This is a genomic window from Amazonocrinis nigriterrae CENA67 (assembly GCF_016056305.1).
GTDB lineage: Bacteria > Cyanobacteriota > Cyanobacteriia > Cyanobacteriales > Nostocaceae > Amazonocrinis > Amazonocrinis nigriterrae.
Window position 1 is genome coordinate 76,408 of sequence record NZ_JAECZC010000009.1, and the last position, 24,931, is coordinate 101,338.

The 24,931-nt window shown below is 44.9% G+C and carries 36 protein-coding genes; 1 reads left to right on the top strand and 35 read right to left on the bottom strand.

Translation table 11 applies throughout. The features are described 5' to 3' along the window. Positions 1-184: 184 nt before the first annotated feature. The 35 genes from secG to rplC form a co-directional block, all read right to left on the bottom strand. Entirely contained in the window at positions 185-418 is a 234-nt protein-coding gene (secG, locus tag I8748_RS07375; RefSeq protein WP_096558106.1) for a preprotein translocase subunit SecG, read from the bottom strand. Positions 419-566: 148 nt separating this feature from the next. After that, a complete protein-coding gene (gene gpmI, locus I8748_RS07380) occupies positions 567-2,165 on the bottom strand; it encodes a 2,3-bisphosphoglycerate-independent phosphoglycerate mutase (RefSeq protein ID WP_198123996.1) in 1,599 nt (532 codons plus the stop codon). A 203-nt stretch (positions 2,166-2,368) separates the two neighbouring features. Continuing rightward, complete coding sequence (locus tag I8748_RS07385) at positions 2,369-4,063, bottom strand: ABC-F family ATP-binding cassette domain-containing protein (RefSeq protein WP_198123997.1); 1,695 nt, start codon at positions 4,061-4,063, stop codon at positions 2,369-2,371. A gap of 161 nt (positions 4,064-4,224) precedes the next feature. Further along, entirely contained in the window at positions 4,225-5,022 is a 798-nt protein-coding gene (locus I8748_RS07390) for an Rpn family recombination-promoting nuclease/putative transposase (RefSeq protein ID WP_198123998.1), read from the bottom strand. Between the two features lie 248 nt (positions 5,023-5,270). Then, on the bottom strand, positions 5,271-6,371 hold the full coding sequence (gene prfA, locus I8748_RS07395) for a peptide chain release factor 1 (protein WP_198123999.1): 1,101 nt from the start codon (positions 6,369-6,371) through the stop codon (positions 5,271-5,273). A 98-nt stretch (positions 6,372-6,469) separates the two neighbouring features. Then, complete coding sequence (gene rpmE, locus I8748_RS07400; protein ID WP_198124000.1) at positions 6,470-6,709, bottom strand: 50S ribosomal protein L31; 240 nt, start codon at positions 6,707-6,709, stop codon at positions 6,470-6,472. A 156-nt stretch (positions 6,710-6,865) separates the two neighbouring features. Further along, positions 6,866-7,282: a 30S ribosomal protein S9 gene (gene rpsI, locus I8748_RS07405; RefSeq protein ID WP_096558111.1), complete on the bottom strand. Its 417-nt coding sequence runs from the start codon at positions 7,280-7,282 to the stop codon at positions 6,866-6,868. Continuing rightward, the gene (rplM, locus tag I8748_RS07410; protein WP_198124001.1) at positions 7,282-7,737 is read right to left on the bottom strand and encodes a 50S ribosomal protein L13; all 456 of its coding nucleotides are present in this window, start codon (positions 7,735-7,737) and stop codon (positions 7,282-7,284) included. Before rplM ends, rpsI begins: the two co-directional genes overlap by 1 nt. A 37-nt stretch (positions 7,738-7,774) precedes the next feature. Next, on the bottom strand, positions 7,775-8,653 hold the full coding sequence (gene truA, locus I8748_RS07415) for a tRNA pseudouridine(38-40) synthase TruA (protein WP_198124074.1): 879 nt from the start codon (positions 8,651-8,653) through the stop codon (positions 7,775-7,777). A gap of 156 nt (positions 8,654-8,809) precedes the next feature. Beyond that, positions 8,810-9,160, bottom strand: a complete 351-nt coding sequence (gene rplQ / locus I8748_RS07420) for a 50S ribosomal protein L17 (RefSeq protein ID WP_096558113.1) — start codon at positions 9,158-9,160, stop codon at positions 8,810-8,812. Between the two features lie 33 nt (positions 9,161-9,193). Next, on the bottom strand, positions 9,194-10,141 hold the full coding sequence (locus I8748_RS07425; RefSeq protein ID WP_198124002.1) for a DNA-directed RNA polymerase subunit alpha: 948 nt from the start codon (positions 10,139-10,141) through the stop codon (positions 9,194-9,196). Between the two features lie 450 nt (positions 10,142-10,591). After that, on the bottom strand, positions 10,592-10,987 hold the full coding sequence (gene rpsK / locus I8748_RS07430) for a 30S ribosomal protein S11 (RefSeq protein ID WP_096558115.1): 396 nt from the start codon (positions 10,985-10,987) through the stop codon (positions 10,592-10,594). Positions 10,988-11,044: 57 nt separating this feature from the next. Continuing rightward, positions 11,045-11,425 carry a 30S ribosomal protein S13 gene (gene rpsM, locus I8748_RS07435; RefSeq protein WP_198124003.1) on the bottom strand — a complete coding sequence of 127 codons (381 nt, stop codon included), beginning with the start codon at positions 11,423-11,425 and terminating at the stop codon, positions 11,045-11,047. A 118-nt stretch (positions 11,426-11,543) separates the two neighbouring features. Next, positions 11,544-11,657: a 50S ribosomal protein L36 gene (rpmJ, locus tag I8748_RS07440; RefSeq protein ID WP_015129703.1), complete on the bottom strand. Its 114-nt coding sequence runs from the start codon at positions 11,655-11,657 to the stop codon at positions 11,544-11,546. Positions 11,658-12,039: 382 nt separating this feature from the next. Then, positions 12,040-12,264: a translation initiation factor IF-1 gene (infA, locus tag I8748_RS07445; protein ID WP_006276978.1), complete on the bottom strand. Its 225-nt coding sequence runs from the start codon at positions 12,262-12,264 to the stop codon at positions 12,040-12,042. A 194-nt stretch (positions 12,265-12,458) separates the two neighbouring features. Beyond that, positions 12,459-13,019 (bottom strand): adenylate kinase, encoded by a 561-nt coding sequence (locus I8748_RS07450; RefSeq protein WP_198124004.1) that lies wholly within the window; start codon positions 13,017-13,019, stop codon positions 12,459-12,461. Next, positions 13,019-14,332: a preprotein translocase subunit SecY gene (gene secY / locus I8748_RS07455; protein ID WP_198124005.1), complete on the bottom strand. Its 1,314-nt coding sequence runs from the start codon at positions 14,330-14,332 to the stop codon at positions 13,019-13,021. The genes I8748_RS07450 and secY overlap by 1 nt, the downstream gene beginning before the upstream one ends. A gap of 112 nt (positions 14,333-14,444) precedes the next feature. Next, positions 14,445-14,888: a 50S ribosomal protein L15 gene (gene rplO / locus I8748_RS07460; protein ID WP_198124006.1), complete on the bottom strand. Its 444-nt coding sequence runs from the start codon at positions 14,886-14,888 to the stop codon at positions 14,445-14,447. A gap of 95 nt (positions 14,889-14,983) precedes the next feature. After that, on the bottom strand, positions 14,984-15,508 hold the full coding sequence (gene rpsE, locus I8748_RS07465) for a 30S ribosomal protein S5 (RefSeq protein WP_198124007.1): 525 nt from the start codon (positions 15,506-15,508) through the stop codon (positions 14,984-14,986). A gap of 100 nt (positions 15,509-15,608) precedes the next feature. Next, entirely contained in the window at positions 15,609-15,971 is a 363-nt protein-coding gene (gene rplR, locus I8748_RS07470) for a 50S ribosomal protein L18 (RefSeq protein ID WP_198124008.1), read from the bottom strand. Positions 15,972-15,973: 2 nt separating this feature from the next. Beyond that, positions 15,974-16,522: a 50S ribosomal protein L6 gene (gene rplF, locus I8748_RS07475; RefSeq protein WP_198124009.1), complete on the bottom strand. Its 549-nt coding sequence runs from the start codon at positions 16,520-16,522 to the stop codon at positions 15,974-15,976. Between the two features lie 79 nt (positions 16,523-16,601). Beyond that, positions 16,602-17,003: a 30S ribosomal protein S8 gene (gene rpsH / locus I8748_RS07480; RefSeq protein WP_198124010.1), complete on the bottom strand. Its 402-nt coding sequence runs from the start codon at positions 17,001-17,003 to the stop codon at positions 16,602-16,604. Between the two features lie 20 nt (positions 17,004-17,023). Then, on the bottom strand, positions 17,024-17,572 hold the full coding sequence (gene rplE / locus I8748_RS07485) for a 50S ribosomal protein L5 (protein WP_198124011.1): 549 nt from the start codon (positions 17,570-17,572) through the stop codon (positions 17,024-17,026). 104 nt (positions 17,573-17,676) lie between these two features. Then, on the bottom strand, positions 17,677-18,024 hold the full coding sequence (rplX, locus tag I8748_RS07490; RefSeq protein WP_096558125.1) for a 50S ribosomal protein L24: 348 nt from the start codon (positions 18,022-18,024) through the stop codon (positions 17,677-17,679). Beyond that, a complete protein-coding gene (gene rplN, locus I8748_RS07495; RefSeq protein ID WP_096558126.1) occupies positions 18,024-18,392 on the bottom strand; it encodes a 50S ribosomal protein L14 in 369 nt (122 codons plus the stop codon). Before rplN ends, rplX begins: the two co-directional genes overlap by 1 nt. Before the next feature lie 42 nt (positions 18,393-18,434). Continuing rightward, positions 18,435-18,686 (bottom strand): 30S ribosomal protein S17, encoded by a 252-nt coding sequence (gene rpsQ / locus I8748_RS07500; RefSeq protein ID WP_198124012.1) that lies wholly within the window; start codon positions 18,684-18,686, stop codon positions 18,435-18,437. Between the two features lie 6 nt (positions 18,687-18,692). Next, on the bottom strand, positions 18,693-18,920 hold the full coding sequence (gene rpmC, locus I8748_RS07505) for a 50S ribosomal protein L29 (protein ID WP_198124013.1): 228 nt from the start codon (positions 18,918-18,920) through the stop codon (positions 18,693-18,695). 3 nt (positions 18,921-18,923) lie between these two features. Further along, positions 18,924-19,349 (bottom strand): 50S ribosomal protein L16, encoded by a 426-nt coding sequence (gene rplP / locus I8748_RS07510; protein WP_096558129.1) that lies wholly within the window; start codon positions 19,347-19,349, stop codon positions 18,924-18,926. Positions 19,350-19,442: 93 nt separating this feature from the next. Continuing rightward, positions 19,443-20,198, bottom strand: a complete 756-nt coding sequence (rpsC, locus tag I8748_RS07515) for a 30S ribosomal protein S3 (RefSeq protein ID WP_198124014.1) — start codon at positions 20,196-20,198, stop codon at positions 19,443-19,445. Positions 20,199-20,250: 52 nt separating this feature from the next. After that, the gene (gene rplV / locus I8748_RS07520) at positions 20,251-20,610 is read right to left on the bottom strand and encodes a 50S ribosomal protein L22 (protein ID WP_096558131.1); all 360 of its coding nucleotides are present in this window, start codon (positions 20,608-20,610) and stop codon (positions 20,251-20,253) included. Between the two features lie 138 nt (positions 20,611-20,748). Continuing rightward, on the bottom strand, positions 20,749-21,027 hold the full coding sequence (rpsS, locus tag I8748_RS07525) for a 30S ribosomal protein S19 (RefSeq protein ID WP_096558132.1): 279 nt from the start codon (positions 21,025-21,027) through the stop codon (positions 20,749-20,751). 113 nt (positions 21,028-21,140) lie between these two features. Next, positions 21,141-22,004: a 50S ribosomal protein L2 gene (gene rplB / locus I8748_RS07530; RefSeq protein ID WP_198124015.1), complete on the bottom strand. Its 864-nt coding sequence runs from the start codon at positions 22,002-22,004 to the stop codon at positions 21,141-21,143. 109 nt (positions 22,005-22,113) lie between these two features. Further along, complete coding sequence (locus I8748_RS07535; RefSeq protein WP_096558134.1) at positions 22,114-22,428, bottom strand: 50S ribosomal protein L23; 315 nt, start codon at positions 22,426-22,428, stop codon at positions 22,114-22,116. Further along, the gene (rplD, locus tag I8748_RS07540; RefSeq protein ID WP_198124075.1) at positions 22,421-23,053 is read right to left on the bottom strand and encodes a 50S ribosomal protein L4; all 633 of its coding nucleotides are present in this window, start codon (positions 23,051-23,053) and stop codon (positions 22,421-22,423) included. The genes I8748_RS07535 and rplD overlap by 8 nt, the downstream gene beginning before the upstream one ends. Positions 23,054-23,173: 120 nt before the next feature. Then, entirely contained in the window at positions 23,174-23,809 is a 636-nt protein-coding gene (gene rplC / locus I8748_RS07545; RefSeq protein WP_198124016.1) for a 50S ribosomal protein L3, read from the bottom strand. 147 nt (positions 23,810-23,956) lie between these two features. Between rplC and I8748_RS07550 the strand changes: the two genes are divergently transcribed. Beyond that, positions 23,957-24,217, top strand: a complete 261-nt coding sequence (locus I8748_RS07550) for a hypothetical protein (protein ID WP_214662464.1) — start codon at positions 23,957-23,959, stop codon at positions 24,215-24,217. The last annotated feature ends 714 nt before the right edge of the window (positions 24,218-24,931 follow it).

The window sequence follows — 24,931 nt, forward strand, 5'->3', positions numbered from 1 at the left end:
TTAATTCTGGGGTGTGTTGCGATGTTTTTGGTGATACAGCAGTGGACTGGAAGCTAGCCAAAATAATTAGCAGCCCTGTGCCAATGGCTAAAACCAGAGCTGCTAGTAACCGCTTTTTAATTAAATTTTTCAGGACGTTAAATTTTGGGTGTTGGGTTCTTCCCATTTCCCTATTTTCCTATCCTTATTTAGGCAACCAGCCTGCGCTTAAAACTACTGTTAAACCGAGAAAAATTACTGTCAATGCCCAAGTAATTCGGTTTAAAGTATTTTCAGCGCTTTTAGTGCTGCTAAAAAGTTGAGCTTGTCCGCCAATTGCTCCAATACCATCACCTTTGGGGCTATGCAACAACACCAAAACTATTAAAGCCAATGCGGAAAATGCCCAAATGCCTTGCACGATATTAGTAACTGTCATGGTAGCAATCTCATTTATAACAAGTTTCAAAAAACAAAGTTAGGAGTTAGGAGTTAGGAGTTAGGAGTTAGGAGTTGACAGTTAAAGAAATCTTAATTATTAACTCTTCACTGTTCACTCCTAACTTTACTTCTTCACTCCTAACTTTTTACAAACCTACTTGCACGGCTGTACGAGTGAGTTGTACATCATATTCTGCTTGTTTGAGCAGCGATCGCCCTGTCATCTCTGGCGGTTGGGGCAATTGTAAAATTTCTAGAATGGTGGGCGCAATGTCGGCTAGCTTGCCATCGTCTCGCAGTTCGACATTTGTGCCATATCCAGGAATTTTAACTTTCTCCCCTTCCACCAAAATCAAGGGAACTGGGTTAGTAGTGTGAGCCGTCCAAGGATTACCCTCTTCATCTAGCATATACTCAGCGTTGCCGTGATCAGCAGTAATAATTGTTGTGCCGCCGGCTTTGCCGATGCTATCGATCAGGCGACCTAAACAGCGATCCACTGTTTCAATGGCTGTAATCGTAGCTTCTATTTGTCCAGTATGCCCTACCATGTCGGGGTTGGCATAGTTAATTACCACCAAAGAGTAGATGCCTTTTTCAATTGCTGCGATCGCTACATCTGTAACCGCTTCTGCTGACATGGTTGGTGCTTTGTCGTAAGTCGCTACCATCGGACTGTTGACAAGTTCTCGGTCTTCTCCAGCAAAAGGTTCCTCTAGACCCCCATTAAAGAAATAGGTGACGTGGGCGTATTTTTCGGTTTCAGCGGTACGAAACTGCTTGAGATCGTGATTGGCAATTACTTCGCCCAGAATATTACTCAGGTTCTGCGGCTCAAAAGCTACAGCTACTGGTAGGTCGGGATCATACTGGGTAAAGGTGACAAACGACAGCGGCGTGATTTGCTGTCTTTCAAAACCTGTAAATGCAGGACTGACAAAAGCTTGAGTCAATTGTCTGGCGCGATCGGGGCGGAAGTTGAAAAATATCACGCCATCCCCTGCTTCTATTGCACCAGGAGCAATTCGCACTGGGTCGATGAACTCGTCGGTGACACCTTCAGAGTAAGATGCTTGTAGGACTTCCACAGGCTGGCGACCGTTACCTGGACTATCTTGTGTCATTACGTCATAGGCGCGTTTGACTCGATCCCAGCGGCGATCGCGATCCATTGCGTAGTAGCGACCGCTGAGGGTGACTATCCGCCCTACTCCTGTTTTGTCTATGTAGTCTTGCAGGAGTGCGATCGCTTTTGCACCCTCTACTGGTGCAGTATCACGACCGTCAGTAATGGCGTGAATACAAACTTCTGAAATTCGCTGTTCTTTGGCTAAGTCAAGTAGTCCGAATAGATGGGTGATATGCGAGTGTACCCCTCCCTCAGAACAAAGCCCTACTATATGCAACTTGCCATTTCGAGAGCGAACTTCCTGGCAAATTTTGACAAGTGCTGGGTTTTGGCGAATAGAACCGTCTTCAACTGCATCTGAGATGCGAACGAGTTCTTGGGGTACCACTCGCCCAGCACCAATGTTCAAATGACCAACTTCCGAGTTGCCCATTTGACCATCTGGCAACCCTACGGCTTTTCCTGAAGTGCGGATGAGAGTATGGGGATAAGCTGTCCATAAGCTTTCCACGATTGGAGTTTTAGCAGCTGCAATCGCATTTCCTCGTGTCTCCTCGCAGTAGCCCCATCCGTCTAAAATGACTAGCACCACAGGAGCAACAGGTGCTTTGGTCATAGTAAAATTGCCCTTTACTTTTTGTAATACCCGAATGATACCACTGCTAATCACAGCTGCAAGTGAATTTCTGCTTATTAACTTATTTTATTATTTAATAACAATGTTTTTTAATATTCGCTAACTATTGTGTTGATTTTGTGATATCTAGCTATTCATTTTGTCTAGTAGTAGCAGTCAACTGCTACTACTAGACTGATCTATTACTTACGTTTGCCAGAAGTTTTAGCAGCTTTGGCAGCTTTTTTGGCAGCTTTTTCGGCAGCAATTGCAGCTAACCTTGCTTGTTCTTTTTCTTCAGCAACTTTCTGGAGATAGTAATGATAATCTCCCAAATAGACACGAAATTCACCATCGCGAATTTCCACTATTTTGTTGGCTACCTGAGAGATAAAATAACGGTCATGGGAAACCACGATCGCAGTACCATCGTAATTCTGGAGTGCTTCTTCCAGCATTTCTTTAGCTGGGATATCTAGGTGGTTTGTCGGTTCATCTAAAATCAGTAAATTGGCTGGACGTAACAGCATTTTTGCCAATGCTAAACGAGCTTTTTCCCCTCCACTCAATGCCCCAACTGATTTAAATACTGTATCACCGCTAAATAAAAACTTTCCTAAAAGCGTGCGGACTTCTTCATTTTTCCAATCGGGAACTTCATCATGGATAGTTTCCATGACAGTTTTTTTCAAGTCCAACGCTTCAGCTTGATTTTGCTCAAAGTAGCCAGGGATGACATTGTGATCACCTAATTTCACGATGCCTTCTGTGGGTGGTTCCATACCCATAATTACGCGTAAAAGCGTAGATTTGCCTGCACCGTTGGGGCCCAGAAAAGCGATGCGATCGCCCCTTTCAATTAGGAGATTCGTCCCCAAAAATAAAATCTTATCATCATAAATATGAGTTAAATCTTTAATCTCTACTACCTCTCTTCCGCTACGAGGTGCGGGGGGAAAGCGGAAGTGCAGGGTTCTGACTCCAGCAGTGGGTGCTTCGATACGTTCAACTTTCTCTAGTTGTTTTTCCCGGCTTTTTGCTTGGGTGCTGCGGGTAGCGCTGGCGCGGAATCTGTCTACAAAAGCTTGCTGTTTTTCTAGTTCTTTTTGCTGACGTTCGTAGGCGTTTAGTTGGGCTAATTGATTTTCGGCTTTTTGCTGGAGGTATGCTGAGTAATTTCCCAGGTAGGTTGTGGAAACACCACGTTCAGTTTCTACAATTTGGGTACACAGCCGATCAAGAAATTCTCGGTCATGGGAGACAATTACCATCGGAGTCACTAGTCCTTTAAGGTAATTTTCCAACCATTCGATTGTTTCTAAGTCTAGGTGGTTAGTCGGTTCGTCCAGCAGCAATAAATCGGGTTTTTGCAGCAGAATTTTACCCAAACTCATCCGCATTTGCCAACCGCCACTAAAAGCACTGACTAAGCGATCGCCGTCTTCTTGCTCAAATCCCATTTCTGGTAAGATTTTGCCGATACGTGCTTCTAGTCCGTAGCCATCCAAAGCTTCAAATTGGCGTTGTAAGCGGTCTAATTTATTAATCAGCCGATCAAGTTCTTCTGGGGTAGCCGTTTCCATCTCCCGCTGTACCTGGCTTAGAGATAGCTGCACTTGATTAGCTTCTTTAAAAACTGTCCAAAATTCTTCTCTAACGGTACGGGTGGGATCTACTTCAAACTCTTGGTTGAGGTAGGCAATATGCAAACTAGCTGGACGAATAATTTCACCAGCAGTCGGTTCGATTTCACCGTTGATGATTTTCAGTTGAGTGGATTTTCCCGCACCGTTGACACCTACTAAGCCAATGCGATCGCCTGGTTTGACTTCCCAGTTGATATCTTTGAGAACTTCGCCTGTAGGATAAATTTTACTGATATGTTCAAGTCGCAGCATCAAGTTTCTCTCAGGTAGGGAATGGGTAGTTGAGGACGCAATACTAACACCGCTTCCAATATTAACAAAAATTAACCAAAAATTGTTTCAGGGAACTTCCACAAAGCAGTGCATCAAGTTTGGCTTTGGCTACACGCAAAACTACCGCACCTTCAGCAAAACTAATTTTGTGTTGCTTGCCTTACTTCTTCAACACTCAAATCTAACTCTTCAGCCACTTGTTCTACAGTCAAGCCTAATCTCAACAATCGAGAAATCATTCTTAACTTTTCCCGACGCTGACCTTCTTCTATACCCTCTTCTTTACCTTCCTCAAAGGCTTCCTGGTAGATTCGGGTTTGCTTTAAATCGCTTAATCCAAACATTTCTTCTACTTCCTCTCTACTCATATTGGGAAATTTGTAAATCAAGATTGTCTCTATCAATTGTAATAATTGCTGTTGTTGCAGTGGTAACTCTATCTCTTGCTTGGTTCTATTAATTAACTCTCTTGCTTGTGCGATCGCTGCATCTTCAGCTGCAATTACTAACTTGACGGTTGCAATACCAATGGGCAGCGATGCAGGTTCACCTAATTCATCAAGATAAATACATTTAACTCGCTGGCTAGCAAAAAATTCCCGATAATGTTTGACGTTTTTTGTATCTACACTCTGGTTTGGGTATATAACTACAGCACACCAATCATTTTGTGGTTGATTTTGGCGCAAATATAAAAATATTTCTGCAAACAATCGTGAATAAAATTCTTCATCTATTTGAAACTGCACTTCAGCAAAGTAAACCGCATTTTCTAATTGTGAAGGTAGAAAGACACCATCAATTCTGAAAGCTGTTTGTTTGATTTCAACTGATGAAAATTGATAGATCCTAGCTATGTCAGGAGAATTACCGATGAGTTCAAAGAAAATAGTAGGATATTCCTGAAACAGACGATAAAATATAGTGTCAGTTTTCACAAATTTATAAGTAGTAGTTATGATCTGCCTATAGCAGAACGCATAGAAAGCCTTTTTCTCTCTGTGCCTTAGTGTCTTAGTGGTTCTTTAATTTTCTACTAGTAAGGCACAAAGTATTTTTGCAAATTTGTTTGTTACCACTATATTAGTGAAATAGAAACGTACTCCACACTGAACTAAAAAACCGCTTGTGTTTGTTAAAACTAACAGCACAACAAGCGGTTTTCCAAGTTATTTAATAGCAGCGATTAGCTAACAGCACCAGAAGCGGCTAATTCAGCCAAACGTTCTTGTTGGTCTTGGGAAATACAAGATTGAATTACTGTCTCTAAATCACCTTCAAGAACAGGGTTCAGAGAAAAGTTTTGACCTAAGCGGTGGTCAGTCGCGCGGTTATCTTTATAGTTGTAGGTGCGAATCTTTTCTGATCGCGACCCTGTACCAACTTGCGATCGCCGCATGGAAGTTACAGCTTCTTGTTGTTCGCGTAACTTCATTTCATACAACTTCGCCCGCAAAATTTGCATCGCCCGTTCTTTGTTTTGCAACTGGCTGCGTTCTTCCGTACAGAAAATTCTGATTCCTGTCGGCTTGTGCATCAAGTCAACGGCTGTTTCCACCTTGTTGACGTTTTGTCCACCAGCACCACCAGAACGAGCTGTAGTCATTTCAATATCCTTGGGGTCGATGTGGATTTCCACATCATCCACTTCTGGCATAATTGCCACGGTGGCTGTAGAGGTGTGAACGCGTCCGCCAGCTTCAGTTGCCGGCACGCGCTGCACACGATGCACTCCCGCTTCAAACTTCAGCTTGCTGTAAACGCTGTCACCTTGAATTTCCAGAATCACCTCTTTGAAGCCGCCCATTTCACCTAAGGATTCGCTGACTAGCTTCACTCGCCAACCTTGAGTGTCAGCATAACGGGAATACATCCGCAGTAAATCACCTGCCCAGATACTCGCCTCATCGCCGCCAGTACCAGCGCGAATTTCCAACATGATGTTTTTATCATCATTGGGGTCGCGGGGTAGCAGCAAGATTTTCAAGCGATTTTCTAGGTATTCCAGCTTTTCCTCTAATTCCTTCACTTCCAAGGCTGCGATTTCTTGCAACTCTGGATCGCCATTTGCCTCTTTGAGTACTTGACGCGCCCCTAGTAATTCTTCTTGGGCAGTTTTCCAAGTTTCATAGGTATTCACAACCTCTTCCAAAGAAGAACGAGACTTGGCAATTTTTTGATACTCATCGGGGTTTTTGGCGGTATCTGGGTCGGCCAGGCGACGAGTTAATTCATTAAAGGTTTGTTCAACAGATTTAAGTTTCTCCAGCAGGTATGTTTCAGCCATGAGTGCGATCGCTCCTTAAAAATAACAAATTGGCTCAAGCATAAAATGACAAGCGACCCAGCCGTTGCCAGGTCGTCGTTAACAGCAGAGCCAACCCGCTACTTTTTCTTTTTGCCACCAGAGCTTTGTTCGCCGGACATGCCGTATTTGCGAAGGAAGCGCTCTACTCGTCCTTCAGTGTCAATAATCTTCTGAGTACCAGTGTAAAAAGGGTGGTTTCCAGACCAGACATCTACGTGTAATTCTGGTTTAGTAGAACCAACAGTCATCACAACTTGACCGTTGCAGTATACTTTTGCTTCTGGATACCACTTGGGATGAATATCAGATTTAGCCATTGTTCCTTTTGTGGTGAATCTATATAAATTATAACTTTCAAGTTTCAATTGGGACTAGGGATTAGGGACTGGTGACTAGGGACTGGGTACTGGGAAAGAAATAAACAAGTAATTTTCCCAATCCCTAAGCCCTGATCCCCAATACCCAGTACCCATCTATCGCTTCGAGTACTGAGGAGCTTTGCGAGCTTTGTGCAAACCATACTTTTTCCGCTCCTTGGCTCGTGGATCGCGGGTTAAGTAACCTTCAGTTTTCAAAGGTGGGCGGTTGTCTGGGTCTAATTGGCACAAAGCACGGGCAACTCCCAAACGTACAGAGTCAGCTTGTCCGGTCAAGCCGCCGCCTTCTGCTTTCACCAAAATGTCATATTCGTTTTCTAGCCCCAGAGTTTCTAAGGGCGCTTTGATCACTCCCAGGTAATTGGCATTGAATTGGAAGTACAAGTCTCCAGGCTTGCCATTCACAATTAATTGACCGCTACCGGGAACCAAGCGTACTCGTGCTACTGCGGACTTACGACGACCAGTACCCCAGTACACGGCGCGACCGCTGTTGCTTTCTGCTACTACCATTAATCTTCTGCTCCAGGAATTGTATTAACTTTAAGTTCTTTGGGTTTTTGAGCTGCGTGGGGATGAGTAGGCCCAGCGTAGACTTTCAGCTTTGTGAACAACTGCTTACCTAGGCTATTTTTGGGTAGCATACCTTTAACAGCATGTTCTACAATCCGTTCTGGTAGGCGCTGTTGTAGTTTAGCGAAGGTTTCTGTCTTCATCCCACCGGGACGACCAGAATGGCGACGGTAAACTTTCTGGGTACGTTTTTTGCCTGTGACTGCGACTTTTTCAGCGTTGACGACAATCACGAAGTCACCTGTATCCAAATGCGGAGTGAATTCAGGTTTGTTTTTGCCTCTTAAGATTTGGGCGACTTCACTGGCGAGGCGGCCAAGGCGTTGGTCAGTAGCATCTACTACGTACCACTCACGCTCAAGGGATTCTTGAGGAGGAAGGTATGTTTTACTCATTGTTGTTTGTCCTTTGTCATTTGTCATTTGTTAGTTGTCAGTTGTTAGTTGTCATGTCAGTTGTTTGTGTTTGACCACTGACCACTGACAACTGACTAATAACCAACTTTGGCAGGGTGTCGTACCAAATTTCTGGAGGAAAGGGAAAATCTGGATAGCCGACTCGCAACAAGCACAAGCCTTGTGAAGGTGCAGCATGTTTGACTTCTTCCCGACGTTGCTCTTTCCAAAGTTCGGTAAAGTTAGCTAGTGTCCGCTGGCCGGAACCAACTTGCACCAGCATCCCTACCAACAGCCGTACCATGCCATACAAAAATCCATCTGCTTGTATTTCAATATGGATAAATGGCCCGCTGCGAACGCACTCTGCTGCTTGTACCTCTACCCAGGAATGCGATCGCTTTGAGCCTGCACGATGAAAAGCGGCTAGATGATGCTTTCCCAACAGAGGTTTCAGGGCAGCTTGGATTAAGGATTCATCCAGCGGTGCATAATAATAATGCCAACTGAAGGGTTGCACGAACAAGTTCGGTCGAGCTTCAGTGTATATCGTGTAACGATACCGACGGTAAGCAGCACTAAAGCGAGCGTGCCAACGGCGATTTACACCAGCTGAAGCCCTGATTAATATATCTTCGGGCAAATAGCTGTTAAGGACTGTGGCCCACTTATGAGCTGGTATTAAACCGGTAGCTTCAAAATGGGCTACTTGAGCAGCAGCATGGACTCCAGCATCAGTACGTCCGGCACCATGTAGTGTCACATGATGACCGAGAATTTTCGCTATCGCTACTTCTATCTCTTCTTGGACTGTACGCTGCTTCTTTTGCCGTTGCCAGCCATGAAAATGAGTGCCCAGGTATTGGATTACCAAGGCTATTCGCTGACTTTCTTTAGGCTGGTCGCTTTCTAACATACGGATTTTGTCCTTTGTCATTTGTGAGGCAGTGCGCCCTTGCGGTTTCCCGACTTGAAGCAACTGCCGTTCCCCGAAGGGGTTCTCGAAGAGTACCCATCAGGGTCATTTTGTCTAGAATTCTTGACTAATGACTAATGACTAATGACTAATGACTTAAACTAGTTCAATTATTGCCATTTCCGCATTATCTCCCCTACGTGGCACAGTATGCAAAATGCGGGTATAACCACCATTGCGATTACCATACCGAGTAGGAGCTTGCTCAAACAAAGCGTGAACAAGTTGTTTGTCGTATATGTATCCGAGGGCTGCGCGACGTGCTGCTAAGGAACCGTCTTTGGCTAAGGTAATCATTTTATCTACTTCACCTCGCAATACTTTAGCTCTGACTAAAGTAGTGGTGATTCGACCATGACGGATCAGTTCTGTGGTCAGCGCCCGCAACAAGGCGCGGCGCTGGTCAGCAGGTTTACTGAGTTTTTTGACTCGATTCCGGTGACGCATAACAATGGACTAGGTATGATTAACAATTTGGGCTTAGCTGTGTTTAGATCCTCTTTCTTGTGGCAAGGTAATGCCTAAGCGTCGCTGTAAAGCTTCAACTACCTCTTCTGCTGACTTTTGACCAAAGTTTTTAATTTCTAAGAGGTCTTCTTGGGTGTAGTCCAACAAGTCAGCTACAGAGTTAACTTGCGCTCGCTTGAGACAGTTATAAGCACGCACAGAAAGTTGTAATTCCTCGATGGGAATCTGGGCGGTTGGGTCGTCTGGAATCTCATTCCCTAAATCTGTTGGTTCTAGGGAGATATCTTTCAAGGGGTTGAATAAATCAACCAAGATCCCAGCGGCTGAGGATAGGGCTTCTTGGGGAGAAATGCTGCCATTTGTCCAAACTTCCAACAGCAATCGGTCTTTGGTAATCGAGCCATCCCCACGGGCTTCTTCGACGCTATAGTTGACTTTCCGCACTGGCATAAACACTGAGTCAATTTGCAGAAAGTCCAAAGATGTGGCTTCTTCCCGTCCTCGCTCTACAGTGCGGTATCCTTTGCCTCTTTCAATGCGAAATTCCATTTCCAGTTTTCCGCCCTCGGCTAGGGTGGCGACATACTGGGTCGGATCAATGACTTCTACTTCACTGGGTAAATCGAAATGAGCCACAGTTACTGTTGCTGGGCCGTTAACGAGCAATCGACCAATCTGGGGTTGAGAGGAATAGCTTTTGAGGATGACTTCCTTCATTCTCATCAAGATTTCCAGTACGTCTTCACGTACACCCGGAACTGTCGCAAACTCGTGTGTAACGCCTGCAATCCTCACTGCTGTTACTGCTGTACCCTCTAGATTGGACAGTAAAACCCGCCGCAGCGCGTTGCCAACTGTTGTTCCTTGACCGCGCTCTAGAGGTTCCAGAACAAATTTACTATAATGGCTTCGACTTTCCTCAGTATTAGATTCTACACATTCAATTTGAAACTGCGCCACGGAGTAGCCTCCCTTGTTTTAAGGTGCTGCTAGCAGGCAATTGATTTGCCTCTCGAAATTTACTTTATTGCTCTGAGAGCTTTTTAGGTGTATCAAACTGCCAACATGCTATGGCGGTTGAGTTTGACACCCCTATTAGCCCTACAAGCGATCATGATTCTTGTGGGTTCTCTGAAGCTTAGCAGCCTCCTTGATCAAAAGAGGTTACTTGCTTTTGATTGCCCAAGTTGTTAGAAGTTGTTTAGCTGATCTAAAAATGCTAACAAAAGCTAACATTTTTTATTGCATTGAAGCTGGAAGTGTCAACACTATCCACCCCACAAGCTGATACGACTTATTTGGTTGTCCTCACCTTGGTAGAGTGTTTGTCAACTAAACATCCAAGCTGCCATTGCAAGTGGTTGATCTTGGCTCAAACTTCTTACCTACATCCTGCTCAACAAGTTGGATCTAAACTCGGCGGCGCTTGGGGGGACGGCAACCATTGTGAGGAATGGGAGTAATATCTCTAATCAATGTAATTTCCAGTCCAGCCCCTTGCAGTGCCCGGATAGCTGTTTCTCTACCTGCTCCTGGGCCGCTGACCATTACCTCAATTTGGCGCATTCCTTGATCTATCGCTCGACGTGCTGCACTTTCAGCAGCAGTTTGTGCTGCAAAGGGAGTTCCTTTTTTTGCACCTTTAAAACCACTAGAACCAGCACTTGCCCAAGAGATCACATCTCCATTTTGATCAGTAATGGTGACAATGCTATTGTTGAAAGTAGACTGAATGTAAGCCATCCCGTTTGGTACATTCCGTTTCTGCTTCTTGCTCCCAGTTTTTTTAGTTGGTTGTCTCGCCATATTTGTTTAGTTAATTTAAGGTAAAACTTGCTCTGGTGAGCAAGTGTTGAGAAATTATTACTTGCCTGGAGCCTTCTTCTTACCTGCCACTGTCTGCCTTCTCCCACGACGGGTTCTAGCATTGGTGCGAGTCCTTTGTCCTCTAACTGGTAAGCCCATACGATGACGACGCCCTCTGTAGCAGCCAATATCGATTAAGCGCTTGATGTTCATTGCCTCTAAGCGCCGCAGATCCCCTTCAACTTGATAATTGCTTTCTATTTCTGCTCGCAGGGCTGCTACATCAGCATCACTTAGATCTTTAACGCGGGTGTCTGGGTTAACACCTGTAGCCGCCAGGATTTCCTGCGACCTTGATAATCCAATTCCGTAGATATAAGTCAGACCAATCTCGACGCGTTTATCGCGTGGTAGGTCTACTCCGGCAATACGTGCCACAATGAATTTCTCCCTATTGTTCTCGCAATTGCTGTAGGAAAAACGCGATCGCCATCGCGTCTTTTCTTGTTTCTGGTGACTGGGTACGTTGCATCTTACCCTTAGATATCTAAGAGCGCTACCCCTGGCGTTGCTTGTGCTTGGGATTCACGCAAATCACCATCACGCGACCACGACGCTTGATCACGTTACACTTTTCACAAATTTTCTTGACTGAGGCTCTGACTTTCATGCCTTTTTTAACTGACTCCAAATGGTAAATTATAGCATTTTTAGGAAAACTAATTCAATTATTTAACTAGAAATTATCCAAAAAGATGCTTTTGTGGTAGACTTTTCTACATATGATTGCTTATTCCGTAGCCGGTAGTTAACTTTGCTTTCCCCTAGGTCATTGCTGTTTAACTTTTCTCTGACGCGATCGCCAGATAAAATTTTTGTATAATGGCGCTAAAGCTTAAATGAGCCAAGAAATTGTATTCATTGCTCCATCATCTTGCTCATAAAGTAGGCTGTTACTATGCAATAACTCTATGGCATTGCCTTGCATTTGAATTGCTTGTTGCTTAGTTAATAATCTACTTACCCCCGGAGGGAAATGATCTTGCTGACACTTACTTCTTACGCAAACGGTAAGTAATTCTACCTTTTGTCAAGTCGTAAGGAGTTAACTCGACCTTGACGCGATCGCCAGGTAAAATCTTGATATAGTTGCGGCGAATTTTGCCAGAAATGTGTGCTAACACGTTAAAGCCATTATCCAAGTCAACGCGAAACATTGCATTGGGCAAAGACTCTGTAACTGTGCCTTCCATTTCAATCAAATCTTGCTTAGACAATTTGTTTTTTCCTCAACTCAACAATCTCTGGTTCAGTTGCAGTACTTTACCTGCAAAAGAACACATTTTAAAAAATATATCAACAGCTTCTTAATATATCTTAGCTAAAATTGACTTGGTTCCTGTAAATTATGGGAGTGGTGAGTGGTAAAGAAGATTCACTACTCACCGCTTCCTGCTTTCTACTGCCTGTTTTAGCTCTCTGAGGCTACTATCTTGTGGAGTTCAGTGGTGACTTCTTCTTGGGTTTGATCGCCATTGACAGTTAAAAGTCTATGGCGATCGCGGTAATAATCAATCAAGGGTGCAGTTTCAGTGCGGTAGACTTCCAAACGGCGACGAATGATTTCTTCGCTATCATCTTTTCGTCCTCTAGCAAGTAAACGTGTCACCACAACTTCATCTGGCGCATCCAGATTAACTACCTTTTCGCCACTTTGATGGGTTTCTTTTAGCAGTTCTTCCAGAAAAACCGCCTGAGTTACTTTACGAGGAAAACCATCCAAAATCCAACCAGATTGGGCATCCGGTTGATTGAGGCGTTCCTGAACCAAATCCTGTACTAGCTCATCAGGGACTAACTCGCCGCTATCTACATAACTTTGAGCTTTAATTCCCAAAGGAGTTTGCTCTTTCATGGCTTGCCTTAATATTTCACCTGTAGAAATATGAGGAATATTTAAGTGCAAAGCCAAGGTTTGAGCTTGAGTTCCTTTACCAGATCCAGGTGGCCCCAAGAAGATTAATCGCGTCACTATTGTTTCACCATTCCTTCATAGCGCTGAGAGATGACATAAGTTTGAACTTGTTTGGCTGTATCAATGGCCACACCCACTAGAATCAACAAAGAGGTAGCACCCAGTCCTTTAAAGGTTGGTACTCCCAAAGCACTTTCGACAGCGGTAGGGATAATAGCAACAAAGCCTAAAAAGATAGCACCCAAGAAAGTCAGTCGATTGATCACTCGCTCGATATACTCACTTGTAGCTTTTCCTGGACGAATACCCGGAATGCTAGATCCCATTTTCTTCAAGTTTTGCGCTACATCAACTGGGTTGACAATCAATGAAGAATAGAAGTAGCTGAAGAAAATAATCGAAGTTAAGTAAACCAGTGCATAAGCCCAAGGTGCAGAACCACCAGGGCTAAGATAAGTGTTTACAATGTTAGCTATCTCTGGATTTTTGGTGAAATTAGCGATTAAGAGTGGCAAACTGAGGATAGCAGCGGCAAAGATAATCGGCATTACACCCCCAGAGTTGAGACGCAGGGGTAGATAGCTACGCTGCTCTGCTAACACTCTGCGACCAACTTGGCGACGGGCTGAAATAATGGGGATGCGGCGGATTCCCTCCTGAACAAACACAATCCCAATAATCGTCGCCAGGAATACCAAAACTAGCACTATCACGCGACCAATTATTTCTCTACCGCCAACTTGCACCAAGTCAATGGTATCGCCTAATGATTTTGGTAATGAAGCAACAATGTTAACAAAAATCAGCAATGATGCTCCATTCCCTATACCACGTTCTGTAATCAGTTCCGATGCCCACATTACGAACATTGAACCAGCAGTCAGAGCGATCGCAGTTTCAGCTACAAATATTGGGCCTGGGTTTAAGGCAAATTGTTGGAGGAATAATGCCGAAAAAGCTACACTTTGGACAATCGCCCAACCTACAGTCACATAGCGGGTAATTTGAGAAATTTTCCGCCGGCCTGCTTCGCCTTCGTTTTTCTGTAAATTTTCTAAAGATGGAATAGCAGCGGTGAGCAATTGGATGATAATGGACGCATTAATAAAGGGCAAAATTCCCAACGCAAAGACTCCCAAAGTCGAAAGTCCTCGTCCAGAAAAGATATCCAATAAACCAAATATGGAATTGTTGCCCGATATGGCGTCGTGAAATCTAGTTCTATCAATCCCTGGTACAGGTAAAAAGATACCTAGGCGAACCAAAATTAAAATACCGACGGTGACAAGCAGCCTACCTCTCAGTCCGGCTGCTTGTGCCATCTGCATAAAAGTTTCTTGAGCCGTTGGGGCTTTGTCTCGACTGATCATAGAGTGCTACCTTTGAAGTATGAAGTCGCAAGTGTGAAGTGTGAAGTACAAAGTCAGAAGTACAGAATGTGAGGTCTAAATTTTTCGTCCTTCATCCTTCAGACTTGAAACTTCATATAACTTCACAACTCCCACCCGCTGCCTCAATTTTGCTACGAGCTTGACCTGTGAAAGCTGCTGCTTGTACCTTGAGCGGAACGCTCAATTCTCCATTACCTAAAATTTTCAATGGCCCCTTGACAGCAGTCAAAATTCCTGCTGTCTTTAAGGAGGTCAAAGTTACTTCTGTATTAGGAGGAAGGGAAGCTAGCTTCTCTACATTAATCGTAGTGTAATTTTTCCGATTCACAATCGGAAAACCCTTGAGCTTGGGTAAACGGCGGTACAATGGCTGTTGACCACCTTCAAAACCCGGTCGCGTACCACTACCAGAGCGAGATTTTTGACCTCTCATACCTAAACCAGCACTGGCACCTTGTCCGGCAGAAATACCCCTAGCTACGCGGCGGCGGCGCTTTTTTGAGCCTTTTTGCGGCTTAACATCATTGAGTCTCATAAGCTAAGAATTGTTAGTTGTCGTCGGTCTGATGTCATTTGTCGTTTGTCATTTGTCCTTTGTGATTCACTAATGACCAATGACTAATGACCAAATTAGATGTAGAGATTTTCAATAGGAATGCCGCGATCTTCAGCGACTTCGGCAAAAGTACGCAGTGTAGATAAGGCGTTAACTGCGGCTCTAGCATTATTGAGTGGATTGTTGGAGCCTAGTTGTTTAGCTAGGACGTTACGAACCCCAGCTAACTCCAGCACAGTCCGGACAGCGCCACCAGCAATTACCCCAGTACCGGGGGCAGCTGGACGCATAATCACTTTAGCGCCACCACCTATACCATCAATGGGATGGGGAATAGAGTTAGATTTAGTAATCGGAATGTCAATTAGATGTTTTTTGCCGTCGGCTACGCCTTTTTTCACGGCACCAATTACATCTGAGGCTTTGCCTACTCCTACACCAACTTGACCACGTTCGTTACCAACGACAACGATCGCTCGGAAGCTGAGTTTTTTACCTCCTTTAACGACCTTGCTCACGCGGCGAATCTGGATAACCCGCTCTTGCCAGTTGGTTTCTTCTTTTTTTGTGCGGTTAGCTTTACGACGACCAGTTGCCATAATCAAATGCTCTCTATTAGTCAGTTGTCAGTTGTCAGTTGTCAGTTGTCATTTGTCATTTGTCCAATGACCAATGACTAATGACCAATGACTAATGACTTTAAAAATCTAAACCAGCTTCGCGTGCGGCATCAGCTAGGGCTTTAATCCGACCATGATAGAGGTTACCACCGCGATCAAAGACTACTTTGGTAATGCCTTTTTCTAGCGATCGCGCTGCGATTAATTTGCCAACTTGCATTGATGCTTCACAATTTGAGCCGGAAGCTAAGCTAGATTTCAAATCTGGTTCTACAGTCGAAGCTGCTACCAAGGTATGATGCTGGGTATCGTCGATTACTTGAGCATAAATATGCTCATTCGAGCGAAATACGGCTAACCTTGGGCGTTCTGGAGAACCATGAACTTTTCCACGAACACGCCGATGGCGGCGCTGTTTTGATTCTCTACGAGTAAGTTTCATGTTTATTTCTTACCACTCTTACCAGTCTTACCAGCTTTGCGTCTTACCACTTCACCTGCATAGCGAATACCTTTACCTTTGTAAGGCTCTGGTGGACGAACGGCACGAATTTTAGCTGCTGTGTTACCTACCACTTCTTTGTCATAGCCGCTGACTATGACGTTGGTATTATTTTCTACTGCAAACTGAATTCCGTCTGGTGGAGCAATTTGTACCTGATGGCTATAACCCATATTTAAAACTAGGTTACGACCTTGAACTTGTGCCCGGTAGCCAACACCTTGGATTTCCAAACGGCGCTGAAAACCTTGGGAAACTCCCTCTACCATATTGGCAACCAATGTACGACTCAAGCCGTGCAGTTGCCTAGCAGTACGGGAATCATCACGACGGTTAACCTGCAATGTTTCTCCTTCTTGGGAGATTGTGACAGCGGTAGGCAGGTTGCGAGAAAGTTCTCCCTTAGGGCCTTTCACAACAACTTTTGTGCCATCAATCACTACTTGTACTTTGGCAGGAATAGTAATTGGACGTTTACCAATACGAGACATGACTTTTTGTCCTTTGTTACTTGTCCAGTGTCTTTTGTCTTCTACTAGTGACAAATGACTAATGACTAATGACTAATAACTACCACACGTAGCAAAGTACTTCACCACCCAAATTCTGACGCCGCGCTTCGCGGTCGGTCATGATCCCACTGGATGTGGAAATAATGGCAATGCCGATGCCACCTAGTACCCTTGGTAATTCTTTTCTGTTAGAGTAAACACGCAAACCAGGTTTACTCACCCGCTTTAGGGCAGTGATCAGGGGTTGACGATTTTTACCTTTGTACTTCAGGGAAATCACCAAATTCCGCTTTATCCCTTCTCCTGCTTCTTCATATTCACCAATAAAACCTTCATCCCGCAGCACTTTGGCAATACTACGTGTCATTTTTGTGGCTGGCACTTGTGTAGTTTGATGCCTTGCCAGATTGGCATTGCGGATGCGCGTCAGCATATCTGCAATTGTGTCGTTAGCCGCCATCGTTCCCTCTTTAGATGAACTTATTGATCGCGAAAGGGCATACCCAATTCCTTAAGTAAGGCGCGGCCCTCTTCGTCATTTTTCGCTGTAGTGGTGATGGAAATATCCAAACCACGGACTTGATCGATGTTGTCGTATTCAATTTCTGGAAAAATCAACTGTTCTCTGACACCCAGTGTATAGTTTCCACGACCGTCAAAGCTTTTAGGACTAACACCGCGAAAGTCTCGGATTCTAGGTAGTGTCAGGCTAATTAGTCGGTCGAGGAAGGCATACATTCGTTCGCCTCTGAGAGTCACCATGATGCCAACAGGCATACCTTGACGAATTTTGAAGCCCGCGATCGCCTTTTTTGCTCTAGTCACTACTGGTTTTTGACCAGTAATCACTGCAATTTCATTTAATGACGCTTCCAGCGCCTTAGCATTTTGAGCCGCTTCTCCTAAACCTCTGTTAACAGTAATTTTTACCAACTTCGGCACTTGATGAACGTTGGTGTATTGAAACTGATTAGTTAGTTTAGGAACAATTGTCTCAAGGTATAAATTTTTGAGTCTTGTTGTTGCCATAGTTTTTTGTCCTGGTTATCCCTGGGCTTGGTCAGGGAACTCTTAATTTGGGATTTTAGATTTTCGATTAAATTTAAAATCTAAAATTTTCAGTAGACTGGCGTTTATTTATCAATAATTTCGCCAGTTTTTTTCAGTTTTCTGACTTTCTTGCCTTCTTCTGTGAAGGTATAGCAGACACGACTGGCGACGTTTTGCTTGGTGGAATAAAGCATCACGTTGGAGCTATGAATGGGAGCTTCTTGAGTGACAATCCGTCCCGATTCGCCTTCTTGCTGGGGTTTGACGTGCTTAGTTTTAATATTCACGCCTTTAACAATGACTTTACTCAGTTGGGGAAATGCTTGGATAATTTCACCAACTTTACCTTTGTCTTTGCCAGCAATCACTTGCACGGTGTCGCCAGTTTTGACGTGCATTTTGTGGAATACTTTGGGCTTTTGGCTTGCCATTACAGCACCTCCGGAGCCAGAGAAACGATTTTGGTAAAGTTTTTATCGCGTAGTTCCCGTGCAACTGGGCCAAATACCCGTGTGCCTCTGGGATTACCATCTTTGTTGATGATCACAGCAGCGTTATCGTCAAAGCGAATACTCATACCGCTATCGCGACGGATATTGTGACGGGTGCGGACAATTACCGCTTCCACAACATCAGATTTTTTCACAGCCATGTTGGGAATGGCATCTTTGACAACGGCGATAATCTTGTCGCCAATAAAACCATAACGGCTGTTACCTGCACCTAATACACGGATGCACATGAGTTTGCGGGCACCGCTATTATCTGCAACATTCAGGTAGGTTTGGGGTTGAATCATAATTAATTTCCCTTCTTGCAGTCGTTACTTTTGTAACAACTATTAAGCTGTAGCTTTGGTATTCAGTATTTCTGTAACTTGCCAGCGCTTGGTTTTACTCAGGGGTCTGGTTTCCTGAATCCTCACGCGATCGCCCACTTTGCACTTATTTTCTTCATCGTGAGCTTTATAGCGCCGAGTTTGAACTACAATCTTGCCGTACTTGGGATGGGGAGCGCGGTTTTCCACGGCAACTACTACCGTTTTTTGCATTTTGTCGCTCACTACCAAGCCAACTCGTTCTTTGATTGCCATAATCTCCTACTTTTCTTCTTGAGGCGGTTGAGTTGCTGCCCGTTTGCGCTCACCTTCTACCGTCAGCAATTGGGCTAGGCGATGTCGGGCATGTCTAAACTGGTGGGGCTTATCTAGCTGTCTTGTGGCTTTTTGTAAACGCAACTGAAACAGTTGTTTTTTGGTTGCGATAATTTCCTGGGCCAGTTTCTCGTCACTTAATTCTCTAGCTTCTGAAATTTTGGGAAGAGCCATTACCTACTCCTGCTCCTCAACTTGAGAGCGCACAATAAACTTAGTTTTAATCGGCAGCTTATAGGCAGCCAAGCGCATGGCTTCACGAGCAATTTCTTCCGAAACACCGGCGATTTCAAACAAAATTCGCCCTGGCTTAACTACTGCTACCCAAAACTCTGGCGAACCTTTACCGGAACCCATCCGGGTTTCAGCAGGACGCATGGTTACGGGTTTATCAGGGAAAATCCGAATCCAGATTTTGCCACCCCTACGGATATAACGAGTCATTGCTCGTCGGGAAGCCTCAATTTGACGAGAGGTGATCCAAGCTGGTTCTTGAGCTTGGAGTGCAAAGTCGCCAAAGTTGAGGGTGCTGCCACGGTTGGCTAGACCTTCCATTCGTCCGCGCTGTTGCTTGCGGAATTTCGTTCTTCTTGGACTTAACATGATTGGCTACTGGGTACTGGGCATTGGGCATTGAGCATTGGGCATTGGGCATTGAAAATTGGCAATGCCCCGTGCGCCATGCTCCATTCCCATTTATCCTTCATTTGAACGGTCTTCAAATTGTTGACGACGGCGTTGTTGTTGACGGCGACGAGGTTCGCGTTCGCGGGCTGCGGGTGGAGGTGGAGTTTCTTCTTGTCCTGGGATAATTTCTCCCTTGAACACCCACACTTTAATACCTAAAATTCCGTAAACAGTTTTGGCTGTGGTGTAGGAATAGTCAATATCAGCTCTTAAGGTATGTAGGGGTACTCGACCTTCACGAGTCCACTCTGTCCGAGCAATTTCCGCACCGTTGAGCCGTCCGCTGACTTGGATTTTAATACCTTGGATACCAGCACGTTGGGCACGCTGAATGGCTTGCCGTACCACCCGTCGGAAGGAAACACGGCGTTCCAGTTGTTGAGCAATGTATTCGGCAATCAGATATGCATCTGCATCAACTCGCTGTACTTCAACTACGTTGATCCGAATTTGACGATTGCTACCCAACAGTTCTTGGAGTCCAGTACGCAATGCTTCAATGCCTTGCCCACCACGACCTACTACTACACCTGGGCGAGCCGTGCGTACTTCGAGGTCGATTTGGTCTGCTTTGCGCTCAATGCGAACTTCGGAAATTCCAGCGTTGTTTTGAGCGAGTCTGCCCAACTTTTGTTCTATGTAGTTACGGAGTTTGTGGTCTTCTTGGAGAAGTTCTGGATAGCGGTCAGGAACGGCAAACCAACGGGATTGATGTTCTTGTGTAATACCCAGGCGAAAACCAACTGGATGAATTTTCTGTCCCACTAATGCTTCCTCTAATATTTCTTACTTTACGCAGTTTTTCGTGTCGGTCTGCTTATTCAGCATCGGCACTAGCACCAACGGCTACAGTAATATGACACGTCGGCTTGCGAATTTGGTAAGCTCGTCCCTGCGCTCTTGGTTGAAACCGTTTTAGCACTGGGCCTTGATCTGCGTATGCCTGGGTAATGATTAGTTTAGCTCGATCTAATCCGGCGTTATGCTCGGCGTTAGCGGCAGCACTTCTGAGCAGCTTTAATACTGGTTCAGTAGCTCTATAGGGCATAAATTCTAGGATGATCAGTGCTTCTCGGTATGAGCGCCCCCGTATTTGGTCGAGTACGCGACGCACTTTAAAGGGAGACATGCGTATAAAACGAGCGATCGCTTTCACTTCAGTAGTATCAGTAGCCATAATTTTCTCCTTTTTTGTCATTTGTCAGTTGTTAGTTGTCAGTTGTTTCCAGCTACCGACTACTGACCACTGACCCTTCGGGTGAGGCAGTTCCTCATGGGGAAACCCCCAAGACCGGACTGCCTCACCACTGACAACTTACCTACCCGCTTTTTTGTCACTTTTGCCATGACCCCTGTAAGTGCGTGTGGGGGCAAATTCACCTAGTTTATGACCCACCATCTGTTCATTGATAAAAACTGGAACGTGTTGACGTCCGTTGTGAACAGCTATGGTGTGACCTACCATCAGTGGCAAAATTGTCGATGCTCTCGACCAAGTTTTAACAACTTGTTTTTCGTTTTTTGCATTCAGCTTTTCAATTTTGCTGAGCAAATGATCGGCAACGAAAGGACCTTTTTTTAGAGAACGACCCATATTTCGATTTTGGATTTTGGATTTTGGAATTAGAAGTTAGGAGTTAGAAGTTAGCAGTTAGGAATTAGATTTGACTCATAACTCTTAACTCATAACTCTTAACCCATAACTCTTTACGATTCACGACCACCACGACCGCGTTTAGAAGATTTGCGGCGACGACGTACAATCAATTTACTGCTGGCTTTTTTGGGTTTACGTGTCTTGGCACCCAAGGCAGGTTTACCCCAAGGTGTTACAGGCCCAGATCTACCAATAGGCGCTCTACCTTCTCCACCGCCGTGTGGGTGGTCAACTGGGTTCATCACGCTACCTCTAACCTTGGGACGGCGACCTTTCCAGCGATTTCTTCCTGCTTTACCCGCACTCAGGTTTCTAGCATCGGTGTTGCCTACTTGTCCGATGGTGGCGTAGCATTCCCGCCGAATCAAGCGAACTTCTCCTGAAGGCAGTTTCAAAGTCACATAATTGCCTTCTTTTGCCACAACTTGCGCTGTAGCACCAGCTGAACGCACAATTTGACCGCCCTTACCAGGGGTCAGTTCTACGTTGTGAACATTTGTACCTAAAGGAACGTTGGCCAGTGGCAAAGCATTCCCATCTTCAATAGGTGCTTCCGGCCCAGCAATAAGTGTTGTGCCAACTTTCAAGCCGTTCGGTTGAAGGATGTAACGTTTTTCTCCATCCTGATAATACAAAAGAGCAATTCGAGCATTGCGATTGGGATCGTATTCGATCGCTGCTACTTTCGCTGGGATATTACGCTTATCTCTCTTAAAATCAATAATCCGATAAAGTTGTTTGTGTCCGCCACCCCGACGACGGCTGGTTATCCGCCCTTGATTATTGCGACCTTTGGGACGATGTTTGTACGTCGTTAGCGATTTTTCCGGCTCTGTTTTGGTAATTTCTGCAAAGTCGGAGATCGTAACTTGACGAGTACTGGGGGTATAAGGGCGATAAGAACGAGTACCCATATTTTTTCAGTGCTGAGTGCTTAGTGCTGAGTTTTGAGTTTTTAAGTTTTGAGTGATGAGTTTTGAGTGTAGTAACTCGTAATTCATAACTCTTAACTCATAACTTTATTTAGACTTCTGGGAATAGAACTTGTCTAATCTTCTCTTCGTCCCCAGGCGCGACGGTGACAATAGCTCGCTTGTATTGCGGCTTGTAACCGATAAATTTACCAACCCTGCGCTTTTTGCGGGGTGGTAATGTCGTATTGATTTTGACAATCTTGACCTGAAATAAGTCTTCTATTGCCGCTTTAATTTCTGGCTTGGTTGCCTTTGGAGTCACTTCAAAAGTGTATTTATTTTGCTCCATCAGGATGGTCGCCTTTTCTGTAACAATTGGGCGACGGATTAAGTCAGGAAGGTTGCGGGGGTCGAAGTTAGGCACTGTAGACCTCCTGGATTTTTTCTAGGGCTGATGCTGTCACTACAATTTTGTCAGCGTGCAGCAAATCATAAACATTTAGCTGGTTAGCTAGGATTACCTTTAAATTTTCTATGTTGCGGGCTGATAAATGAACATTCTCCGCAATCTCAGACAAAATTAAAAGTGTCTTATTCTCTGGTTCTGCGCCCCAACGAGTTAATGCTGCTACCAATTCTTTGGTTTTTGGGCGTGATAGCTCGTTGCTAAATTCTTCTACTACAATCAAGTCGTCAATGCGGCTTACGAATACTGTCCGCAATGCTAAACGTCGCTCTTTGCGGTTTAATTTTAAGTTATATTCTCTAGGCTTTGGCCCAAAGATCACACCACCACCACGCCATAATGGTGAACGAATAGACCCAGCACGAGCGCGACCTGTACCTTTTTGCCGCCAAGGTTTGCGACCGCCACCTCTAACTTCAGAACGAGTTTTTGTACTGGCAGTGCCTTGACGAGCATTGGTTAATTGTCTTACTAAGGCTCTATGTACAATATGAGCCGCTGTTTCTTCTTTGGCAACTCGCAACTCAAGGGTCGCCTGACCGACTTGTTCCCCTTGCCAATTTTTAACTACACTCTCTACCATCTTTGTGTCCTTTGTCATTAGTCAAAAGTCCATAGTCAAAAGTCCATAGTCCAATGACTATTGACTGTTGAACGCCAGTTGCAAAGGCTGTCTGGCGACCGAAGCACTGGCTCCCATTGACTATTTACCAACTTTCTTTGCGGGCAGAACATTCACCAATGACCCTGGCTTACCAGGAATGGCTCCCTTAATTAGCAATAAGTTGCGTTCCGCATCAACTCGCACTACTGTTAACTTGCGAATTGTGACGCGGCTACCACCCAAACGCCCTGCCATCCGTTTACCTGGATAAACACGACCTGGTGTTGTACCAGCACCGATGGAACCTGGCGCTCTGTGGTTTTTGGAACCATGCGACATGGGCCCGCGACCAAAGTTGTTGCGCTTTTGGTTGCCTGCGAAACCGCGACCGATACTTGTACCGACTACATCTACAATTTGACCTGCACTAAAAATATCTGCTTTAATTTCTTGACCTAAAGCATAATCACTAGAGCTATCTGTGTGATACTCACTCAAGTGACGTAATGCTGGGGCAGATGATTTTGCTAGGTGACCCAGCAGCGGTTTGTTCAATGCTTTTGGTTTAATTTCGCCAAAGCCAACTTGAATGGCGGCGTAACCATCAGTTTGTTTGGTTTTAATCTGTGTAACAGTGCATGGGCCCGCTTGAATGACGGTTACAGGAATCGCTACTCCTGCTTCATCAAATACTTGGGTCATGCCCAGCTTGGTGCCGAGAATCCCTACAGACACAGTAACTGGTTCTCCTTATCTACTTGCTTACCTTGGAATCGGACTCGATGAGACACGCGCTCTTATGTCGGTTGAAGGTGGACGAGCCTCCAGAAGTTAATTATTTCAACTTCTTCCGGACATAACCAACTGTGCCGCTACTGTTTGGTGAATCCGGTTAGTTTCACTCAGTTGGTCACCAGAACAGCCACAAGCATCTTCCCACTGGGAAGAGATAACTTCTGGAATCAAGGCAATGCTCTAGAGCTTTGCACTTTGTGCAGCAATGCTTTCGTCCAAGCAATTGCTTTGGCACTTTCTGGAGGCAGTGCTGTGGGTTGGTTTCCCGACTGGAGTAGCCAGTGCGTTGCTTTCGTTTCCAAAGTTGTAGCAACTGGCGTGCAACTGCCCTGCTGTAGTGGGACTTAAGCAGGCTTTTACTGCTCAGTATCCGTTAACTGAGGCTGATGCAATGTCATCAAACCAACATCACTGCTCAGTTCCTACCTCACTAAATCCCTTAAACTATAGCTTAAGGTTTCGCCTGGTTGTTTTAGGGGGCTACAGGAGTGAACGTATTTTGGAACTCAAAAGAGACTTTGTTTTTTAGCCTCTAGCTCCTTTTTGACCTGAAAGCTTTTTTAGTTTACCAGTCTTGTGCTACTTTGAGCTAGCTTATACTCTTTAAATAAATAGAGTCATCATTTTCCTGATGCTAACACCAGTTCATGATGGCAGTAAGAAGGCATACTAAATTGCGAATTTGGTCACAATCTAATAATATAAATCATTTCTTTACTTTTGTCTAGTAATTTGTAGATCGATTTTCGGCTGTAAAGGGACGGGGGAGCGGAGGAGCGGAGGAGCAGGGGAGCAGGGGAACTCGGGGCCCCCACGACCGAAAGGGAGTGGGGAGCAGGGGAGCAGGGGAGCAAACCCATACCTCAAGGCATTGGCGTTTCAATCAGCCATTCACGGGAAAATCCTATAAATAAGCATGAAAAAGGAATATCCCGACTCCCTACTCCCTTTTACAAGCTAGGAGATGCTGAAACAGGCTGCTTCTAGGGTCAGTTCAAATTTCTCTTTTTTATGCTTTTATCCTGGGGCTGCAAAAGAAATTGAGCAGCAAAGCATCCCTGC

Excerpts from the sequence above, each read along its gene's own strand:
- secG (WP_096558106.1), bottom strand. The coding sequence starts at position 418 with ATGACAGTTACTAATATCGTGCAAGGCATTTGGGCATTTTCCGCATTG.
- gpmI (WP_198123996.1), bottom strand. The coding sequence starts at position 2,165 with ATGACCAAAGCACCTGTTGCTCCTGTGGTGCTAGTCATTTTAGACGGA.
- I8748_RS07385 (WP_198123997.1), bottom strand. The coding sequence starts at position 4,063 with ATGCTGCGACTTGAACATATCAGTAAAATTTATCCTACAGGCGAAGTT.
- prfA (WP_198123999.1), bottom strand. The coding sequence starts at position 6,371 with ATGGCTGAAACATACCTGCTGGAGAAACTTAAATCTGTTGAACAAACC.
- rpmE (WP_198124000.1), bottom strand. The coding sequence starts at position 6,709 with ATGGCTAAATCTGATATTCATCCCAAGTGGTATCCAGAAGCAAAAGTA.
- rpsI (WP_096558111.1), bottom strand. The coding sequence starts at position 7,282 with ATGGTAGTAGCAGAAAGCAACAGCGGTCGCGCCGTGTACTGGGGTACT.
- rplM (WP_198124001.1), bottom strand. The coding sequence starts at position 7,737 with ATGAGTAAAACATACCTTCCTCCTCAAGAATCCCTTGAGCGTGAGTGG.
- truA (WP_198124074.1), bottom strand. The coding sequence starts at position 8,653 with ATGTTAGAAAGCGACCAGCCTAAAGAAAGTCAGCGAATAGCCTTGGTA.
- rplQ (WP_096558113.1), bottom strand. The coding sequence starts at position 9,160 with ATGCGTCACCGGAATCGAGTCAAAAAACTCAGTAAACCTGCTGACCAG.
- rpsK (WP_096558115.1), bottom strand. The coding sequence starts at position 10,987 with ATGGCGAGACAACCAACTAAAAAAACTGGGAGCAAGAAGCAGAAACGG.
- rpmJ (WP_015129703.1), bottom strand. The coding sequence starts at position 11,657 with ATGAAAGTCAGAGCCTCAGTCAAGAAAATTTGTGAAAAGTGTAACGTG.
- secY (WP_198124005.1), bottom strand. The coding sequence starts at position 14,332 with ATGATCAGTCGAGACAAAGCCCCAACGGCTCAAGAAACTTTTATGCAG.
- rplO (WP_198124006.1), bottom strand. The coding sequence starts at position 14,888 with ATGAGACTCAATGATGTTAAGCCGCAAAAAGGCTCAAAAAAGCGCCGC.
- rpsE (WP_198124007.1), bottom strand. The coding sequence starts at position 15,508 with ATGGCAACTGGTCGTCGTAAAGCTAACCGCACAAAAAAAGAAGAAACC.
- rplR (WP_198124008.1), bottom strand. The coding sequence starts at position 15,971 with ATGAAACTTACTCGTAGAGAATCAAAACAGCGCCGCCATCGGCGTGTT.
- rplF (WP_198124009.1), bottom strand. The coding sequence starts at position 16,522 with ATGTCTCGTATTGGTAAACGTCCAATTACTATTCCTGCCAAAGTACAA.
- rpsH (WP_198124010.1), bottom strand. The coding sequence starts at position 17,003 with ATGGCGGCTAACGACACAATTGCAGATATGCTGACGCGCATCCGCAAT.
- rplE (WP_198124011.1), bottom strand. The coding sequence starts at position 17,572 with ATGGCAACAACAAGACTCAAAAATTTATACCTTGAGACAATTGTTCCT.
- rplX (WP_096558125.1), bottom strand. The coding sequence starts at position 18,024 with ATGGCAAGCCAAAAGCCCAAAGTATTCCACAAAATGCACGTCAAAACT.
- rplN (WP_096558126.1), bottom strand. The coding sequence starts at position 18,392 with ATGATTCAACCCCAAACCTACCTGAATGTTGCAGATAATAGCGGTGCC.
- rpsQ (WP_198124012.1), bottom strand. The coding sequence starts at position 18,686 with ATGGCAATCAAAGAACGAGTTGGCTTGGTAGTGAGCGACAAAATGCAA.
- rpmC (WP_198124013.1), bottom strand. The coding sequence starts at position 18,920 with ATGGCTCTTCCCAAAATTTCAGAAGCTAGAGAATTAAGTGACGAGAAA.
- rplP (WP_096558129.1), bottom strand. The coding sequence starts at position 19,349 with ATGTTAAGTCCAAGAAGAACGAAATTCCGCAAGCAACAGCGCGGACGA.
- rplV (WP_096558131.1), bottom strand. The coding sequence starts at position 20,610 with ATGGCTACTGATACTACTGAAGTGAAAGCGATCGCTCGTTTTATACGC.
- rpsS (WP_096558132.1), bottom strand. The coding sequence starts at position 21,027 with ATGGGTCGTTCTCTAAAAAAAGGTCCTTTCGTTGCCGATCATTTGCTC.
- rplB (WP_198124015.1), bottom strand. The coding sequence starts at position 22,004 with ATGGGTACTCGTTCTTATCGCCCTTATACCCCCAGTACTCGTCAAGTT.
- rplD (WP_198124075.1), bottom strand. The coding sequence starts at position 23,053 with ATGGTAGAGAGTGTAGTTAAAAATTGGCAAGGGGAACAAGTCGGTCAG.